Raw genomic sequence first — 16760 nt, 5'->3', positions numbered from 1 at the left:
AGCATCCATCACGATAGAAAAATTTATCAAGAACCAGGCACTACAAAAAATTTTCATCATATATAGGTGATATCCGTTCGGATTTGATAAGGAGGATATCATGAAACCTATGTTACCTATGGAAAAATATTTTGGGCAGTTTGAACTGGTGCATGCTTTTTATGGGGCTATGCCTACAGGTGTCAGCGTTTCCGAAACCGGTCGTATTTTTGTATGCTTTCCGAAATGGGGAGACGACGTTAAATTTACTGTGGCGGAAATTGTTGAGGGTGAATTGCAGCCTTATCCCAGTTTAGAAACCAATTTAGTTAATACTGGGAATATTACGATGTCTTTCGTCAGTGTCCAAAGTATCGTTGCTGATGGAAGAGGAACACTTTGGGTACTAGATACAGGGGCACCAAATTTTTCTGAACCTATTCAAGGGGGAGCAAAATTAGTTGCTGTTGATTTAAGCACGAATACAATAAGGAGAGTATATACCTTTACAGAAGATGTTGTCTTGCCAACAACTTATCTGAATGATGTCCGTTTGGATTTTCGGGTTGGAAGAGCAGGCTATGCATATATAACGGATTCTTCTTCCAGAGGGCCAGGGGCTATTATCGTCGTAGATTTAGAAAATGGGAACGCGTTTAGACGGTTAAATGGGGCAATATCAACTTCACCTGATCCCTATTTTTTGCCGAAAGTAGAAGGTGAAATTTTGATGAATCGAAACCCGGACGGCTCGACTTCCCCATTTAGATTGGCTTCCGATAGTTTAGCGATTTCTCCTGATGGAAAGGTTTTATTTTATGCTCCGCTAACCAGCCGTCAGCTGTTCTCGATCTCAACAGAAGCCCTAAGAGACAGAAGGATACAGGAACTGAATTTATCCCAAAATGTGCAGTATTGGGGGGAAAAAGGTGCGTCTGATGGAATGATCACCGGCGCAAAAGGAACCGTTTATGCGGGAGACTATGAAAACAATAGTATCCGGAAGATATTGCCGAATGGCGCAATGGAAACCATCGCACATGACCCGAGAATTTTATGGCCTGATACTTTTTCGATTGGCCCTGATCAATACTTATATGTCATTGTGAATCAATTACATCGGCAGGCGAGATTTCATTATGGAAGAGACCTCCGGAAAAAACCATATAGTTTACTTCGTATGAGAATTGATGAATTCCCTGCTCCTACCTTTTCATAGTAATCGTAAACGGAGGTAGCTATCCCCCATCAGGGAGCTGCCTTTTTTGTCAGATATGCCCGAAACTGTCCTATAATAAAGAGGTGACGTGACTTAACTCAAATTGAAAAGCCTGCTTCTTTAAAAGCCTTCCGTTGAGCAGAAGTAATGGTAATTTTATCTCCAACACGTATATAAGGAGAGCAAAACTCTGATTTTGATTTTAATGTACGATTCTTTTTCTTTGATACAGGTGGGGAAATATGCCGAGTTATAGCTTTATCGGACCTGAGATAAAGTAAGGTATTAACTAAAAGTAACAGGATTCTTTCTAATATGGCACGGCTAGTTTTATTATAGTAATACTGGCAAGGATCACTAGTGTTAGGGAAAGGTTTATCAAAAACCTTTTTGGCTGATTCAAATATATCGATATGTTCACCAGCTAGTAAATTTACAGCGACCATCACACTACCTGTCTGTGTTTTATTTTTATAATTTCTTAATTTTAGCGAGGCAACAATATCCCAATAAAAATCTTACCTTTCCTCTCTACCTCAATCACATAAATACCTTGAGAAACTCCTTCATACAAACAAACTCCCTCATCACCTTCAAACGAAACAGTAACAATATTCTCCGGAACAGTTAAATAGAAACAAGGAAATGGGATATTTAAATCTGATCCTTAAACACTATGTACATCGGTTTGCACTAGCATATTTGCTGTATCTTTTTCAAGAAGAAAGTGTTTACTTTTGTATTACCAATGTAGAGAGGCTACATAAAATTTATGAGCAGTAATTTGCATTTCATTGAGCAGTCGTTGATTTAAAGAAGAATTAATAAAAGGAATGTGATTTTGCTCCCTGATCCATCCAAATATAATATCAGGAGTTAATTGCTTATGTGACAATTCTTGATCGTTTAGATAACAATTAAACTGATTAAAAGCTTCCTCATCTGTTTTAAAGTAGGGTATTGATTATAAGACCTCCTTTTTAAAATTCTATAACTGTTTCTCTACGCATCCCTTTTATTGCTTTGTATCTTTTGGTTTTGTTTTCCATAGTGACCCTCATTCTTTGAATCGTTTCCGTACCCCTTATGGAACTTACGGGGCAGTCTCAAGTGGTTCGGGTTCCTGCAGCAACTTTGTTATGTAACTAAAGGGCATGGTAGTATCTTTTATTGAATTGCAGTCTCTTATTTTTTCCATTCTTCTACACTATGGTTTACGAAATAAAATCTTGGCGGGATTAATCGTAAATCGTAAAATGTATGGTATTGATACATAAAAAATTTTAGGTTTTGTTTCTCCCAGTAACAATTGGGTTTAATGGATACTCCATATACCATATATTAATTCTTTAATTTATCCCGTAATATATCCCTGTTACAAAGAAGGACATCATCGTTCCATCCTTGGATCGATGACAGTCGAGGAAATCTATAAAAATCGTGAAAAGTTTTCCCAGGAAGTACAGAGGGTAGCCTCGCAGTATTTAGCTAACATTGGACTCATCATCGTATCATTCACAATTCAAGATGTCCGCGATAAAAACGGATATCTTGAATCACTTGGTAAGCCAAGAATCGCACAAGTGAAAAGGGATGCCGATATTGCTACAGCAGAAGCAGAGAAGGAAACGCGAATCAAGCGTGCCGAAGCTTCGAAGGAAGCCCAGCGTGCCGAACTTGAAAGGGCAACGGAAATAGCCGAAGCCGAGAAAATCAACAAGCTGAAGGTTGCGGAATACCGTCGCGAGCAGGATATTGCCAAAGCACGAGCTGACCAAGCTTACGATCTGGAAACGGCCCGCTCCAAACAGGAAGTAACTGAGCAGGAAATGCAAATCAGGATAAAGAAAAATTTACCATTTATTACCATCAGTCAGGAGAATGTCGAAGCGAACGTGAATATGGCAGCAAGCAAGGAAGAATAACAGAGAAAAGGCAAATCATTCTGTTCGTCACATAAAATAAAAGCTGACGTATTACCAATACAGATAGGTTTAATAAACAACCAATGATCCATTGGTTGTTTATTTTTTGCTTTTTAATAAAGCCTAAATTCGTTTCTCTATTACTAAATGTTTGAAACCGATATTTGGATGTACTTAATACTTAAACTTAGTAACATATTTAAAGCCAAGTTTTTTCTTTGGACCTACTTAGTCAACATATTGAAATCAACCATGCGGAGAAATCTCGTTTTATTTTTGCTAGGTAGGATGGTTTGTTGAATGCAAAATCATACATTTTATCGACAAAAATTAGATTCATCATCGTAAATGACACTTTTAGCAATATAATATTCACTTATATTTTCATCCAACACATTTGGATTCCTCACTCTAGCAACTTCAATAATTTTCTTCATTAACATCTAACATATTCTGTGTGAAATCTTGAGATTTTATTGTTAAATTAAATATCTTTTCTGACAAAGACGCATTGTAATAAAATTTTGGGTCAGATGATTTAACCGCTTTATTTTCGTGTATGCTAAAAGCTCATCATAAACGATCGTTTTTAGCATGAAACTAATGTCATTTCCACCGTATAAAAAACTTTTTCTAGATAACAGCGGTTAGTATATCCTGTTCTATAGAACGTCCGTTTCTATATATCCTAGTTCATGAGAAATATGACTGGCAGTTTCTTTTGTTTTCTTACGAATAGTTTCTTCAACTTTCTCCTGCATTCTCGTATTCGGACCACTTACAGTAAGCGCAGCGACTACCTTATCCGTATAGTCAAGTACAGGATAGGAAATACCTATTGTTTCTTCATCCTGCTCACCCTTACTAATGGAATATCCATTACACCGTATTTGTTCAATTTCCTTATACAGAATTTCTTTATTTTTAATTGTATACGGCGTGAATTTAGTAAAAGTCATTTTTTCCAGAAGAGCTTCCCGATCTGTCTCGGGCAAATAAGCAAGCAACAATTTTGGACCGGAACCGATATATAACTCAGAACGCTTCCCAACCCTTGTATGCAGCCGTATTGCTTGGCTGCTTTCTACTTTTTCGATGTATACAGCTTCATCTCCATCGAGTATAACCAGATGTACAGCTTCATTAATGTCAGCACAAAGTTCTCTCATCCAGGGTAAAGCAATGGTACGTAAATCTAATTGTTCTGAGACTATGTTTCCTAATTCAAGCAGTTTTAGACCCAAACGGTAGCGAACATCTTGTTCGGTATTCTTTGTCTTTACCAAAAAACCACATACCTCCAGAGAGGTAAGGAATCGATAGGCTGATGGCTTTGGCATATCAGATTTTGTTGCTATTTCACTGAGTGTTAATTCTTTTTTTTCTTCTAAAAAAAAATCAAGCAACTTGAGTGCTTTAATTACACTTTGGTTCATATTTTCCCCCCCCTTAAACAGTTCATATCTATCAAATATTTAATCATATTTTAAATGGTGTTTCAAATATTGAAACGATTTTTTTGTAATATTATGATAAATGGAAATTTATTAAAAATCAAAGAAAGGTAAAGAACAAAAATATATAACATTATTTTACAAAACTTTTGAATATTTAGTTTATTTGTTTTAATATTAGTTTATAAAAAAGAAATGCCGTTTCAATAGTTGAAACGAGATATAAAGTTCCCTTTTGAATATTGAATTGGGATTGCACAGAAAGGAGAAAAAATGTTTATAAAACCGAAGCGTGTTAAGAATGTCCCCCCTTATTTGTTTAATGAGATTAATAAAAAGAAACAAAATTTAATTGAACAAGGAGTAGATGTAATTGATTTAGGCATTGGATGTCCAGATCTGCCTACTCCACAGCACATTGTAGATCGATTAATTGGGGAAATGAAAGACCCGGATAATTTTAAATATCCTGGATACAGTGGTTGTCTAGAATTCCGAAAAGCGGTGGCCCAATTTTATAAAGATCGTTTTAATGTTGACTTGGACCCAGAGACGGAAATTCTTGCGCTAATCGGTTCAAAAGAGGGAATCTCTCATTTTATTACTGCATCGATTGATCCAGGCGATGTTGTATTGCTTCCAGACCCGGGATATCCCACATATCGAACGGCTACTTATCTGGCCAATGGCATTCCTTATAGTATGGAGCTATTAAAAGAAAATGGATTTCTACCGGATTTTACATCAATTCCCGTGCAAGAAGTCGAAAAAGCGAAGCTAATGTTTTTGAATTATCCGGGAAATCCAACCGCCGCTACAGCGGATTTAGCATTTTTCCAGGGAGCCGTGGATTTTGCTCGACGTAATCAAATGGTCGTTGCACATGATGCTGCATACCAAATGGTTACATTTAACGGATATACAGCTCCAAGCATTCTGCAGGTAGAAGGCGCAAAGGAGATTGCCGTAGAGTTTGGTTCTCTTTCAAAGACATATAGCATGACAGGATGGAGAATTGGGTACGCAGTAGGAAACAAAGAAGCTCTTCAATCGCTATCCGTTGTGAAGAGTAATATGGATACAAGCCAGTTCCTTCCCATTCAAAAAGCTGCTGCCACTGCACTTGTGTCTGAACAATATTGCGTAGAAGATTACAATCAGATATATAAAGAGCGGATGGAAGGAATGCTTGCGGCGCTTCGGGAAATAGGAATTGAATCCGATACACCGAAAGGAAGTTTTTTTATCTGGGCATCTGTACCAGAAGGATACACTTCTAGCGAATTTGCAACCAAGTTGCTTGAAGAAGCCGGTGTAATTGTAACGCCGGGCGGAGCATTTGGAGAATACGGAGAGGGATATTTCAGAATCTCTTTATCCGTACCAACTGAAAGATTGTATGAAGCAATACATCGAATTAAAACAAAAGTAACGATTACTGATTAGTTCTGCGATATGTATGAAATGCTATTTCAAATATTGAAATTATAGAGGAGAGAAAAACAATGGGAAAATCGATGAACGGAGCACGTGCAATTGTAGAATGTATGAAACTAGAAGGTGTTGAGCATGTTTTCTGCGTTCCCGGAGAAAGTTATTTACCTTTAATGGATAGCATTTATGAAACGGAAAGCATTCAATTGATTTCTACACGTCATGAAGGCGGTGCCGCTTTTATGGCTGAGGCATACGGGAAAGCGACGCGTAAACCGGGTGTCGCCATGGCGACGCGGGCGGTAGGTGGTGCCAATTTAGCTATTGGTATTCATACTGCTTACCAGGATTCCACGCCTATGGTTGTTTTCTTAGGCCAGGTCCATAGTAAATTCCGGGGCAGAGAAGGGTTTCAAGAGGTAGACTTGGATCGTTTTTTCGGTCACATTGCCAAATGGACCGTGGAAATTAAAGATGTAGAACGTATGCCAGAACTTGTTCAGCGGGCGTTCCGCATCGCAAAGAGCGGGCGACCGGGACCTGTTGTCATTGCTCTTCCGGAAGACGTTCTCGTAGCAGAAGCGGAAATGAGCTTTGGACCTGTTACTCCAGTTCCGGCACCACGTCCAGGTACGCAAGAGATCGTATCCGTTCAACGACTACTGGAACAATCAGAGCGTCCGGTTATTCTTGCTGGAGGAGGCGTAATTGCAGCAAATGGAGAACAGGCGTTACGTAAACTGGCAGAAAAATTTGAGATTCCAGTAATGTCGTCATTCCGTCGTCATGATGTCTTTCCTAATGATCATGCATTGTATGTCGGTCACTCTGGACTTGGCACATTTGCGCCTATACTCGGTACGCTTCGTCAGGCTGACCTAGTTCTGGCAATTGGCACACGTTTATCGGAGGTTACAACACAGGATTATAGCATTCTAAACCAGGAACAGAAATTGGTTCATATCGATATTGAAGAGGAGACACTCGGTAAGGTGTATATTCCACATGTTGGTATTGTTGCTGATGCGAGAGAAGCACTAGAAGAATTACTTGATATGAATGTGGACAAAAGCTGGTCTAAATGGGCAAAAGAGAGGAATGAAATATATAAGCATGCTGGAGACGGAGTGGACGCGGAGAAGGAGCATAGTGTTGATAATAAGGAAATTATTCGAATTCTTCAGGAAACACTTCCAGAGGATGCAATTATTACGAATGATGCCGGTAATTTTGCAAGTTGGTTACACAATTTTTATTCCTTTAACCGTTCTAAAACATATATTGGTCCAACATCTGGTGCGATGGGATATGGTTTACCAGCGGCATTAGGTACCAAACTGGCAAATCCAGATAAAACGGTCGTTTCATTATCAGGTGACGGTGGTTTTATGATGACGACACAAGAGTTAGAAACGGCAGTCCGTTACAATATTCCAGTGATCGCACTTGTATTTAACAATAGTATGTATGGAACGATTCGCATGCATCAAGAAATACATTATCCGGAGCGAGTGATCGGCACAGAGTTAAGTGATGTGAATTTTTCTTCTTTAGGGGCTGCCCTAGGAGCTCAAGCTTTTAGGGTAACAAAGGAAGAGGAATTTAAAGATACGCTTGAGCGTGCACTTAAATCTAAAGGAGTAACACTCATTGAAATCATGACAAATCCTGAGCGTATTACTGTACAAGGAACCATTAACTCTATACGTGAAAAGTCGACGCAAAAAGCCTAAACAAATACACTCATATACAGAAGAGAATTCTTCTCTAGTAGAGCAGGGCTTTCAGTCTTAATGTATAACTTCCCCAAAAACGGCTGGACCTTATAGGTATCTAATATTAAAACTAATAAGGAGGTAAGTTATGAATAAAAAAGGTTTAATATGGCAAATTGTCGCCGGTATGGTGTTGGGGCTTTTATTGGGATTTTTGTCTAAGCAATATGGTCAAGCCGTAAAGCCTCTTGGTGAGATTTTTATTAACATGATTAAAATTGTTATTATCCCTCTTGTATTTTCAGTTATTGTTTCAAGTATTGCCGGCATGGGGAACTTGAAACGGATGGGCAAAATAGGATTCAAAACAATCATTTATTTTGAGATTTTAACGACGATAGCCCTAGTTGTAGGATTAGTTGCCACTAATTTGGCTCAACCTGGTGTAGGAATCGATAGTAGCCAATTGGAAAAGGCCGATATTCAGCAATATACGCAAACAGCAGAAGACACCAAACCTATTGACGTTTTAATCGGTATTTTTTCACCTAATCTTTTTAAATCATTAGCGGAAGGGAAAATACTTCCTGTTATATTCTTTGCTGTGATGTTCGGTATCGCGTTGGCTTCCACAGGAGACAAAGGAAAAATTGTGCTGCAATTTTTCCAAGGGGTTTCGGAAACGATGTTTAATTTCGTCCACCTTGTAATGAAATTTGCTCCGTTCGGTGTTTTTGCCATAATGGCTAATACCGTTGCGACCTTTGGGTTTAAATCTCTCATTCCGTTGGGCAAATTACTAATCGTTAACCACATTACGATTATAGTATTTATTGTAATTATATTTGGTTCCCTCGCATGGCTTTTAAAAGTAAATTTGTGGACACTGATTCGCAACCTAAAAGAAGAATTAATTATTGGTTACGTTACTGACAGTACGGAAACCGTAATGCCACAGCTTATGGATAAAATGAATCGATTTGGATGTGATCGCTCTGTAGTATCTTTTGTCATTCCTACTGGATACACATTTAATTTAGACGGTTCAGCTTTGTATCAGGCAATGGTTGTTCCTTTTATCGCACAGTTATATGGTATTGATTTAACACTTATGGAGCAGTTTACGATACTTCTTGTATTGATGCTAACATCAAAGGGGATTGCAGCTGTACCTGGGGCATCATTTGCTGTTTTATCCGCAACGCTGGTCGCTGTTGGATTGCCGGTAGAAGGTCTAGCTTTGGTTCTTGCAGTAGATAGGCTTATGGATATGGCACGCGGAATCGTCAATATTATTGGGAATGCATTAGCAACTATCGCCATATCCAAATGGGAAGGATGTTTTGATCATAGAAAAGCCGTATTGTTCAAAAAATTTCCGGTCATAGTTGAAAAAGGAACTGGAACTTCAGTTGATTAAAAAGAAACATACTGATTAACCTGTTGAAGAATTGACACAGAAGGTTGCATAGAAAAAGTTGTTTAAAAAATGAAAAAGATAAAAGGATCTAACCATAAATGGGTTAGATCTTTCTTTGTATGCGTTTGCATGGAGAGGAAGAGTGCTAGGGGGATGATGAATAGATAGAAAAATAGAACGGACAGTGATTTTATTTATCATCGTCCGTTTGATTTGAAGGAGTTGTGGCTGCTTCTTTTTATAGATTTGGTATCAGTCTTACCGTTGGAAAAGAGAGGGAGATTAGGAAATACCCTTCTCAAACGTCACCGAAAGCAGGTTACAACGGTCCCCAGCAGGATAGCATTCCTGTAGTTCGTTATTTTTCAGCTTTGAAAAAAATAGGACTCCTCAATAAGATATGAGTAAGACACCACTCTAACTCAAACCCTAATATGAAGTTACATGTCGACCCTACAGAACGACATGAACAGCGACTGGAAAAAAGCAGGACATTCTGGACCTTTTTCCAGCATGGCTTTATGAACAAAAAGATCTCGTACTACCAAAAAGTGCGCTAGGAATAGCTATCACTTATTGTTTGAATCAATGGAAGCATCTTGAAGCTTTTTTATTGGACGGGTATTTAGAAATCGACAACAACAGAAGTGAATGTTCCATTAAGCTAAGCCGTTTGTGAATGGGAGAAAAAATTGGATGTTTTCTAATACACTGCGAGGTGCTAGAGGGAGTGCCATCATGTATAGTGTGGTTGAAACGGCAAAAGAGAAGGATTTGAGTCCCTATCATTATCTTCGCTATTTGTTTGAGATGCTGATAGATATGGATCTAACGAATAAAATAGAAATAGATAAAGTCTTGCCGTGGTCATCTAGTTTACCCTCGGCTTGCAGAGTACCGATAAAAAGTGAAGCAAACAAAACATCGTCCCGAAATACACCACCCATGTAGTATTTGGGGGCTACTTGTTCACTTTCTTATGGGGGCAGCTGTTGGACAGATGATTAATAAACAATAACATCGAATTTAAGTTTACTGAACACGGTTATGTTTGTATTTCTCATCTTTATCTTTGGTTCATTTACAGTTAGAACATGGCTATAATACTTGCGACTAAGAAAGCGTTATGAATTTAGTTTGCAACCTGAAATTTCCAAAAACAGCTCATCCATTAAAGTTTGAGCTGTTTTTGGATTTCTATCAATTGATGGTTGAAATTATTTATGTGAAGTATTATTGGAGAGGTACACTGATAATAGAGCTTAGAAATAGTGAAAAAAATATGCACGAGGCGCTGACCGAAAAAAAGAAGAGAGCATCTGTAAACTGCACAGGTGCCCTCCTGATTTTCTCCAAGCTCCATTATTAATCTCGTAATTCTGTATAATGAAGTATTTAATCTACCGGACGGTCATCAAAATCATAGTCTACCTTGCCAGGAGCTACACGTGCATTTGTTAATGCCGGAGTTTCCGGACGGGCAATTTGATACACACTGGCACCGACAATTTCAGCTGCTTGCTGCAATTTTTCTTTCGATATCTTATCCAGTGTATCTGTAGGCTGGTGATACCAAGGCTCTACAGGGGAATGGATAAACAAGGCCGATGGAATGCCAAGCTCATGGAATGGTTGGTGGTCACTCCTGCCCAGCTGTCCATAAGGAATCGCAACATCCATCGTTCTGGCCCCTGCTGAGGAGCCCAGGTCCGTAACAAGGTTTTTCTTTCCATCAATGGTATACATAATCAAACCACCTGCAGGGTTATCCTCGCCAGCATCACGTCCGCCTATCATATCCATTTGGAAGTGAGCCACCATGCGGTCTACATCCTCTTTGGGAAGGGAATCTGCATAGAAGGATGATCCAACGAGCCCTCTTTCCTCAGATCCGAACGTGAGGAAGCGAATTTCAGTGTCAATTGGCGTTTTGGCCAGGATCCGTGCCAGTTCCAGCACAGCTGATACACCCGAAGCATCATCGTTTGCACCAGGGCCGCCCGGGACAGAATCATGATGGGCTCCAACAGTCACGATTTGACCATTATCCTTATTGGCTTTTGGTTTTAGGGAAGCGATGACATTGTAGGATGTCTTTTCGATCCTTTCAGCTTTTCCCACTTCCAGAGTGGACGTGATTTGTTTAGTTTTAAGCTGTTCGACCAACTCTAACCCTTGGGCTTGGGTAATGGCTACAGCAGGTATATTTTGCCCCGCTGATACTTGTCCGAAATTATTTCCTGATGGTGAGTTGTTGTACATTAAAACGCCAACCGCTCCTTTATTTAGGACATTCTGAACCTTTTCAACAAAGGTAATGTCCCCACGTTCAACTAGTGCAATTTTCCCAGATACATTTTCTCCAACTTCCTCTGGCTTTGCTTTTCCAACATTAACAAGTTCGGCTGTTACCTTTCCGCTGATACTGCCGCTAAGGGCACGCGGTGTTCCTCCTAAATCACTGTCACCAATTTTCACTTTTACATTTTGCACCGTATCATAGATGGGAAAAGGCTGAATCTTTGTTTCAAAACCAAGACTCTTAAACTGACTTTCTATGTATTTGACTGCACGGAGCTCCCCTTCTGTACCAGCAGCCCTCGGTTGCTCTGATAGATAGGCAATCGTATTATACATATTGTCCGCACTAATTTTTTTGATAACTTTGTTATCAAAAGCTGTGTCAGACTGGGCATTTGTTGCCCCGTTTATTTGTGCAAATACTGTACCGGTTGATAGAACCATACCTGCAGCTAATAGTACTGTTATTGATTTTTTATACATATAATCCCTCCTTATTCATAATATTCCTAATTATGTATTTAACTGAATAGTTTGTAAATGAGTCATTAGTCTTTAAATTCCATCTATCAATCGGTTTCTTACACCCGCTCTCCCTTAAGATTATGCCGCAAAGAAAAAGCGATCCTTCTTAATGAAGAATCGCATCATGTATTGAAGCCGTCAATATATTGTATTGTAAAAAAATGATCAAACATTCAAATCTATCAACCTCATTTTAACGTAACTTTTGTAAAGCAATATGAATCCGAAGTGAAGAAAAAGGCGGATGCCGACCTTTAAGCGGTAGAGCAGGCGGCTTCCGCAAATAAAATGAAACAGGTAACGGAAGCGGATGCAGAAAAGTATAAAATCGAAGCCATGGCAAAAGCAGAAGCGGAATGCGTTCGTATGGACGGTCTTACAAAACGGACACACAAAGGGCACAAAATGTGTCAAATAAAGGTATCTTTAGCATAATGGAGTTTTATTGAATAAGGATTTATTTAATATCGAGAGTGAGATTTAAGAGGATTATAACTTTTAGGTGGTATATTTTGATTTCATCAGAAATTTCGTTTTGGTAAAAGTTTTTATAATAATCTTTAACCAACAACATGAAAAATATATTCATATAGGCATTAGGTTAGTATAGATACACATAAGTATTTTTAAGCAAACCGTAGTAAAGTAAATAAAATCCGATGTCACATACCATAGAGGGGTATAGTATTATGCAATTAAGGAGGTGAGGCAATGTCGATGAATTCAGAAAGTCTTGAGATCGATCAATGCTGCTCATCAGATGGTGAAAGAAAGAGCCATCATTCAGATAAAGTGAAAAATAATTTAGTAACAAGATTGAATTGAAGGACAAATTCGAGGAATAAAAGGATTAATTGAAAAGGATACGTATTGTGATGATGTCATTACTCAAATATCTGCTACTCAATCAGCTTTAAATAGTGCCGCCGTGAAGTCATGTGTTCTAGAAAGAATTCAAGAAGGGGATACGGAGATTTTAGATGAGGTAATGGTGACAATACAAAAATTATGAAAAAATAAAAGGAGACTAAGCGATATGGAAAAAATGACTGTTAACGTAAAAGGAATGTCATGTGGGCATTGCATAAATTCAGTTGAAGGCAATGTAGGCGAATTATCTGGAGTTACCACTGATAAAGTAAACTTAGATTCTGGAACTGTTAGTGTTGAGTTTAATCCGAACGAAGTTAGTATTGATAAGATCAAAGAAACAATTGATGGCCAAGGTTATTATATTTCCCAACCTATTCCAATTTCCCTAAAATATGATAATGTTCAAACTTTCACAAATTGTTCACAACATTAATGAAAACGCTTACGATTTTCAGTATATAATATACATATCTTAACTGATTTCATAGTATTGCACCAATTATCATACAAATATTAAATAATTGAATAGACAGAAAGGAGATAATCAGATGATCTTGAAATCGTTGAAAAAAAAGGGCATAACGACCATCATTTATTATAAAGAAGGAGTATTAAAAACATGTAAGGGTCAATTGCATAAACTTAACCTTCATGAACAAACCCTTTCCTTAAAGGATGAAAATCAAAAGATTTTCTCTATTCGTTTATCTCGTATAATGGAAATATATTAACTTAATTACTTTCATTTAATTAATTAAAGTTACAATATATTAATTAATCCTGAATCTCTAGTATTTTACTAGAGGTTCTTTTTCTTATATGGAAAGCTAAAGGGTCATTTAGCTTTCCTGGCTTCTTCACTATGGTTTACGAAATAAAATCTTGGCGAGATGTTTCATTCCAATCACTAATGTAGTTCGTGCAGTTTCTGTAATAATGGATGTCCGATTATGATGAAACGGGAATTTCCCTAATAATTAACTTTCAAAGTATCGTTAAAATAAACGATACGGCAGAAGAAGCTTAAGTGTTTTACTAAACTTTAAAGTGGTAAATAGATAGTATGAAGCTAGCAGGGAGGTTTTAAAATGAGAGTACTTGTAATAGGAACAGAGGATATGACGGGAGAGCACGTTGTAAAACAGCTGGCAGACAGGCACCATAACCCGGTAGCACTAGTGGGAGCTGAAAATAAAGTCGAAGAAATGGTTAAGCTTGGAGCATCAGCAGTGGTCTCATTGGAAAGAAGGGAATTTTCCAGTGCTTTTTCGGACTGTGAAGCAGTAATCTACTTGAGTAGCGCCAGCCCCCGGACTGGGGAGGGCAAACCAATACTGGTTGACCATCAGTCAGTAATAGACTCAGTTGAGGCTGCTAAGAAACATGGGGTGAAGCGCTTTGTTCTCATGAGCGCCATGCGGGCAAATGAAATGGGAGATGCTAGTGCAATCCGTTTTAACTCAGAGGAGCTATTAAGACAGGAAAAGTTTACATATACGGTTATACGGACAAGCATGCCTGTGGACAAGCCGGGAATTGGTAAGGTAGAAGCTGGACTATCAATTGAGCATGACAAAGACGAGATCCCAAAAGAGGATATTGCTTCCGTATTGGTCGAAGCGCTGGATACTAAAGAAGTATTTAATAAAACGATCAATGTAACTTCTGGAGAAATTCTGATTCATGAAGCACTCCGAAGATTATAGACAGCTCGAATAATTTGCACAAAAAATAAGAAACAAAGGGTGATAAAATGTCCAAGTTGAAAAAATACCTTCCTACAGTTTTAAAAGGATCTGCCGTTTTAGGGACAGCTGTGGCCGCAGCGTACTTTTACCGTAAGGATGATACACAAAAACAACACTCAATCCTAAGGAATTTCCCCCTAATCGGTAGAATTAGATACATGACAGAGCAAATAGGACCTGAACTTAGGCAGTATTTATTTGAAAATAATAATGAAGGCACCCCTTTCTCAAGAAAGGAATTCGAGGATGTTGTAAAAGCAGGTAAATATAAGGAGCGTCTAATCGGATTTGGATCGGAACGTGACTTCAATGAAGCTGGATACTATATTCGTAATAGCATGTTTCCCAAACTCCGGGAAGAATTGAGAATAGATAATAGCCAAAAAATCAATACAAAGGTATATGAAGTAGTTGAAGAAGGACTATTGACCCGAAAGGAGAATCGGGAAGATAGACAAATAGAACCGAACTATTTACGTGACGAGGATGCTGTCATAATCGGAGGAGATACATGCCAGAATCCATTTAAATTAAAGGGACTCATAGGACAGTCTGCAATGAGCTACGGTGCACTCGGGGAGAATGCCATCACTGCACTGTCGGGAGGATTGGGCCTTGCAGGAGGAACATGGATGAATACCGGTGAAGGCGGTCTTTCCAAATACCATCTCTCCGGAAATCCCGACATCATCATGCAGATCGGTCCGGGACTGTTTGGAGTAAGGACACCAGGTGGGGAGTTCTCCTGGGAAGAATTCAAGAAGAAAAGTGAAATCGAGCAAGTAAAGGCATTTGAAATTAAGCTGGCACAAGGTGCCAAAATCAGAGGTGGGCATATTGAAGGGCAAAAAGTGACAGAAGAAATTGCCCAAATCCGCCTGGTAGAGCCTGGACGAACGATCAACAGCCCTAACCGGTTCTATGAATTCAAGAATTTTAATGAATTGTTCGAATTTGTGGAAAGAATGAGGGATGTAGGCGGAAAGCCAATCGGTATCAAAATCGTTGTGGGGGATCTTGATGCACTTGAGGAAATGGCGAAAACCATGAGAGATACAAGTAAAGGGCCGGATTTTATCACCGTGGATGGTGGAGAAGGTGGAACTGGGGCAACCTATCAGGAGCTTGCTGATGCAGTCGGACTTCCAATTATGTCAGCTTTGCCACTTGTAGATGAAATGTTAAAAAAATATGATGTACGTAACAGGGTCAAGCTGATTGCATCCGGCAAGCTGACTTCTCCAGATAAAGTGGCAGTCGCTTTAGCGATGGGGGCAGATTTGGTCAATATTGCCCGTGGTTTTATGATAAGCGTTGGCTGCATCATGGCTGAAATCTGCCATACAAACCACTGCCCCGCCGGCGTAGCCACGACTGATTCAAAGTTGCAGGAAGGGCTGGTTATTGAGGAAAAACAATACCGAGTCGCCAATTACGTGATTTCACTCCGCGAGGGGCTGTTTAACCTTGCAGCTGCCGCAGGTATAGATACTCCGACCAAATTTGAACGAAAACACATCGTTCACAAGGATGAATGGGGAAGAGTTTCGCCTGTCCGGGACATCACCCTCACTCCCGAAAAAGTGGAGAAGTTAAGAAATAAGGAAAAAGTGGAGAAATAAAGGGTTGGGTTTAATGGATACTCCATATACCATATATAAGTTCTTTAATTTCTCCAGTAATATAACCCTGTTACAAAGAGGGACATCTTCGTTCCATTCTTGGGTCGATGACAGGGGAGGCAGATGTCGAAGTCAAGCAGAAGATTTCCGAAGCATTTGAACAGTTCGGTCAGGCAGCCGTCATGGATATGATCTTGAAAATGCTGCGGAATATGCAAAACAAGCGGCAAGCCGTTTAGAATGCATGCTCAGCACCTAAGTTATATTCATTCTATTTTAAATCAATGAAGACTTTAGGCAAAAGGGTTCTATCTAAAAATTAAAGCAAAGTTGATTGGAACGGAAGGTGGGAGAGTCCTGCGGGAAAAGCGAGTCCAAGGGAGATCCCGCAGGCGCAAAGGCGTCCAGGAGGCTCAGCCGTAAAAAGACTGTAGACCAACACGATTTTCATCGAGTTGAACTGCCCCGTAAATGTTAGACACCAACTAACATTTATGGGGTGTTTTTTATGGCCAATTTTTCTGCCGAACAGAAAATATTCATTA

13 protein-coding genes and 4 pseudogenes are annotated in these 16760 nt (G+C 39.0%); 13 read left to right on the top strand and 4 right to left on the bottom strand.

Features of this window, described 5'->3' with window-relative positions; translation table 11 throughout:
• Positions 1 to 100: 100 nt before the first annotated feature.
• Entirely contained in the window at positions 101 to 1198 is a 1098-nt protein-coding gene (locus ACFRAK_RS25840) for an L-dopachrome tautomerase-related protein (RefSeq protein ID WP_394572777.1), read from the top strand.
• A gap of 98 nt (positions 1199 to 1296) precedes the next feature.
• Here the strand turns inward: ACFRAK_RS25840 and ACFRAK_RS25835 are convergent, their stop codons facing one another.
• A complete protein-coding gene (locus ACFRAK_RS25835; protein ID WP_394572776.1) occupies positions 1297 to 1644 on the bottom strand; it encodes a hypothetical protein in 348 nt (115 codons plus the stop codon).
• A 936-nt stretch (positions 1645 to 2580) separates the two neighbouring features.
• On the opposite strand from ACFRAK_RS25835, the pseudogene ACFRAK_RS25830 reads away from it, so the two are divergent.
• Positions 2581 to 3084: pseudogene (locus ACFRAK_RS25830) on the top strand (SPFH domain-containing protein); the annotation flags it as partial.
• 701 nt (positions 3085 to 3785) lie between these two features.
• Here ACFRAK_RS25830 and ACFRAK_RS25825 read toward each other — a convergent pair.
• Positions 3786 to 4559 carry an IclR family transcriptional regulator gene (locus tag ACFRAK_RS25825; protein ID WP_387708767.1) on the bottom strand — a complete coding sequence of 258 codons (774 nt, stop codon included), beginning with the start codon at positions 4557 to 4559 and terminating at the stop codon, positions 3786 to 3788.
• Positions 4560 to 4850: 291 nt separating this feature from the next.
• On the opposite strand from ACFRAK_RS25825, the gene ACFRAK_RS25820 reads away from it, so the two are divergent.
• The 4 genes and pseudogenes from ACFRAK_RS25820 to ACFRAK_RS25805 form a co-directional block, all read left to right on the top strand.
• Entirely contained in the window at positions 4851 to 6023 is a 1173-nt protein-coding gene (locus ACFRAK_RS25820) for an LL-diaminopimelate aminotransferase (protein WP_394572775.1), read from the top strand.
• A 59-nt stretch (positions 6024 to 6082) separates the two neighbouring features.
• Positions 6083 to 7744 (top strand): thiamine pyrophosphate-dependent enzyme, encoded by a 1662-nt coding sequence (locus ACFRAK_RS25815; RefSeq protein ID WP_387604335.1) that lies wholly within the window; start codon positions 6083 to 6085, stop codon positions 7742 to 7744.
• 130 nt (positions 7745 to 7874) lie between these two features.
• Positions 7875 to 9146 carry a dicarboxylate/amino acid:cation symporter gene (locus tag ACFRAK_RS25810; protein ID WP_387604337.1) on the top strand — a complete coding sequence of 424 codons (1272 nt, stop codon included), beginning with the start codon at positions 7875 to 7877 and terminating at the stop codon, positions 9144 to 9146.
• Between the two features lie 443 nt (positions 9147 to 9589).
• Positions 9590 to 10097, top strand: a pseudogene (locus ACFRAK_RS25805) (IS66 family transposase); the annotation flags it as partial.
• Between the two features lie 444 nt (positions 10098 to 10541).
• On the opposite strand, the gene ACFRAK_RS25800 reads toward ACFRAK_RS25805, so the two are convergent.
• Positions 10542 to 11930 carry a M28 family peptidase gene (locus ACFRAK_RS25800; RefSeq protein ID WP_394572774.1) on the bottom strand — a complete coding sequence of 463 codons (1389 nt, stop codon included), beginning with the start codon at positions 11928 to 11930 and terminating at the stop codon, positions 10542 to 10544.
• A gap of 252 nt (positions 11931 to 12182) precedes the next feature.
• On the opposite strand from ACFRAK_RS25800, the pseudogene ACFRAK_RS25795 reads away from it, so the two are divergent.
• From ACFRAK_RS25795 to ACFRAK_RS25765, 7 genes and pseudogenes are all read left to right on the top strand, one after another.
• Positions 12183 to 12356 (top strand): annotated as a pseudogene (locus tag ACFRAK_RS25795) (flotillin family protein); the annotation flags it as partial.
• 327 nt (positions 12357 to 12683) lie between these two features.
• A pseudogene (locus ACFRAK_RS25790) lies at positions 12684 to 12984 on the top strand (metal-sensing transcriptional repressor).
• A gap of 24 nt (positions 12985 to 13008) precedes the next feature.
• Positions 13009 to 13278: a copper chaperone CopZ gene (gene copZ / locus ACFRAK_RS25785; RefSeq protein ID WP_394572773.1), complete on the top strand. Its 270-nt coding sequence runs from the start codon at positions 13009 to 13011 to the stop codon at positions 13276 to 13278.
• Positions 13279 to 13393: 115 nt separating this feature from the next.
• Positions 13394 to 13576 (top strand): YolD-like family protein, encoded by a 183-nt coding sequence (locus ACFRAK_RS25780; RefSeq protein WP_076369858.1) that lies wholly within the window; start codon positions 13394 to 13396, stop codon positions 13574 to 13576.
• A 357-nt stretch (positions 13577 to 13933) separates the two neighbouring features.
• A complete protein-coding gene (locus ACFRAK_RS25775; protein WP_394572772.1) occupies positions 13934 to 14551 on the top strand; it encodes an NAD(P)H-binding protein in 618 nt (205 codons plus the stop codon).
• 47 nt (positions 14552 to 14598) lie between these two features.
• Complete coding sequence (locus ACFRAK_RS25770; protein WP_394572771.1) at positions 14599 to 16215, top strand: FMN-binding glutamate synthase family protein; 1617 nt, start codon at positions 14599 to 14601, stop codon at positions 16213 to 16215.
• 107 nt (positions 16216 to 16322) lie between these two features.
• Positions 16323 to 16454 carry a hypothetical protein gene (locus tag ACFRAK_RS25765; protein WP_394572781.1) on the top strand — a complete coding sequence of 44 codons (132 nt, stop codon included), beginning with the start codon at positions 16323 to 16325 and terminating at the stop codon, positions 16452 to 16454.
• Between the two features lie 80 nt (positions 16455 to 16534).
• Here the strand turns inward: ACFRAK_RS25765 and ACFRAK_RS25760 are convergent.
• The coding region (locus ACFRAK_RS25760; RefSeq protein ID WP_394572770.1) for a hypothetical protein at positions 16535 to 16760 on the bottom strand (226 nt) is incomplete at its 5' end.

It is taken from the genome of Peribacillus sp. NPDC056705 (assembly GCF_043656335.1).
Note: the sequence above shows the minus strand (reverse complement) of the source record. Positions and strands in the feature narration are given on the sequence as shown.

Excerpts from the sequence above, each read along its gene's own strand:
- ACFRAK_RS25840 (WP_394572777.1), top strand. The coding sequence starts at position 101 with ATGAAACCTATGTTACCTATGGAAAAATATTTTGGGCAGTTTGAACTG.
- ACFRAK_RS25835 (WP_394572776.1), bottom strand. The coding sequence starts at position 1,644 with ATGGTCGCTGTAAATTTACTAGCTGGTGAACATATCGATATATTTGAA.
- ACFRAK_RS25825 (WP_387708767.1), bottom strand. The coding sequence starts at position 4,559 with ATGAACCAAAGTGTAATTAAAGCACTCAAGTTGCTTGATTTTTTTTTA.
- ACFRAK_RS25820 (WP_394572775.1), top strand. The coding sequence starts at position 4,851 with ATGTTTATAAAACCGAAGCGTGTTAAGAATGTCCCCCCTTATTTGTTT.
- ACFRAK_RS25815 (WP_387604335.1), top strand. The coding sequence starts at position 6,083 with ATGGGAAAATCGATGAACGGAGCACGTGCAATTGTAGAATGTATGAAA.
- ACFRAK_RS25810 (WP_387604337.1), top strand. The coding sequence starts at position 7,875 with ATGAATAAAAAAGGTTTAATATGGCAAATTGTCGCCGGTATGGTGTTG.
- ACFRAK_RS25800 (WP_394572774.1), bottom strand. The coding sequence starts at position 11,930 with ATGTATAAAAAATCAATAACAGTACTATTAGCTGCAGGTATGGTTCTA.
- copZ (WP_394572773.1), top strand. The coding sequence starts at position 13,009 with ATGGAAAAAATGACTGTTAACGTAAAAGGAATGTCATGTGGGCATTGC.
- ACFRAK_RS25780 (WP_076369858.1), top strand. The coding sequence starts at position 13,394 with ATGATCTTGAAATCGTTGAAAAAAAAGGGCATAACGACCATCATTTAT.
- ACFRAK_RS25775 (WP_394572772.1), top strand. The coding sequence starts at position 13,934 with ATGAGAGTACTTGTAATAGGAACAGAGGATATGACGGGAGAGCACGTT.
- ACFRAK_RS25770 (WP_394572771.1), top strand. The coding sequence starts at position 14,599 with ATGTCCAAGTTGAAAAAATACCTTCCTACAGTTTTAAAAGGATCTGCC.
- ACFRAK_RS25765 (WP_394572781.1), top strand. The coding sequence starts at position 16,323 with ATGACAGGGGAGGCAGATGTCGAAGTCAAGCAGAAGATTTCCGAAGCA.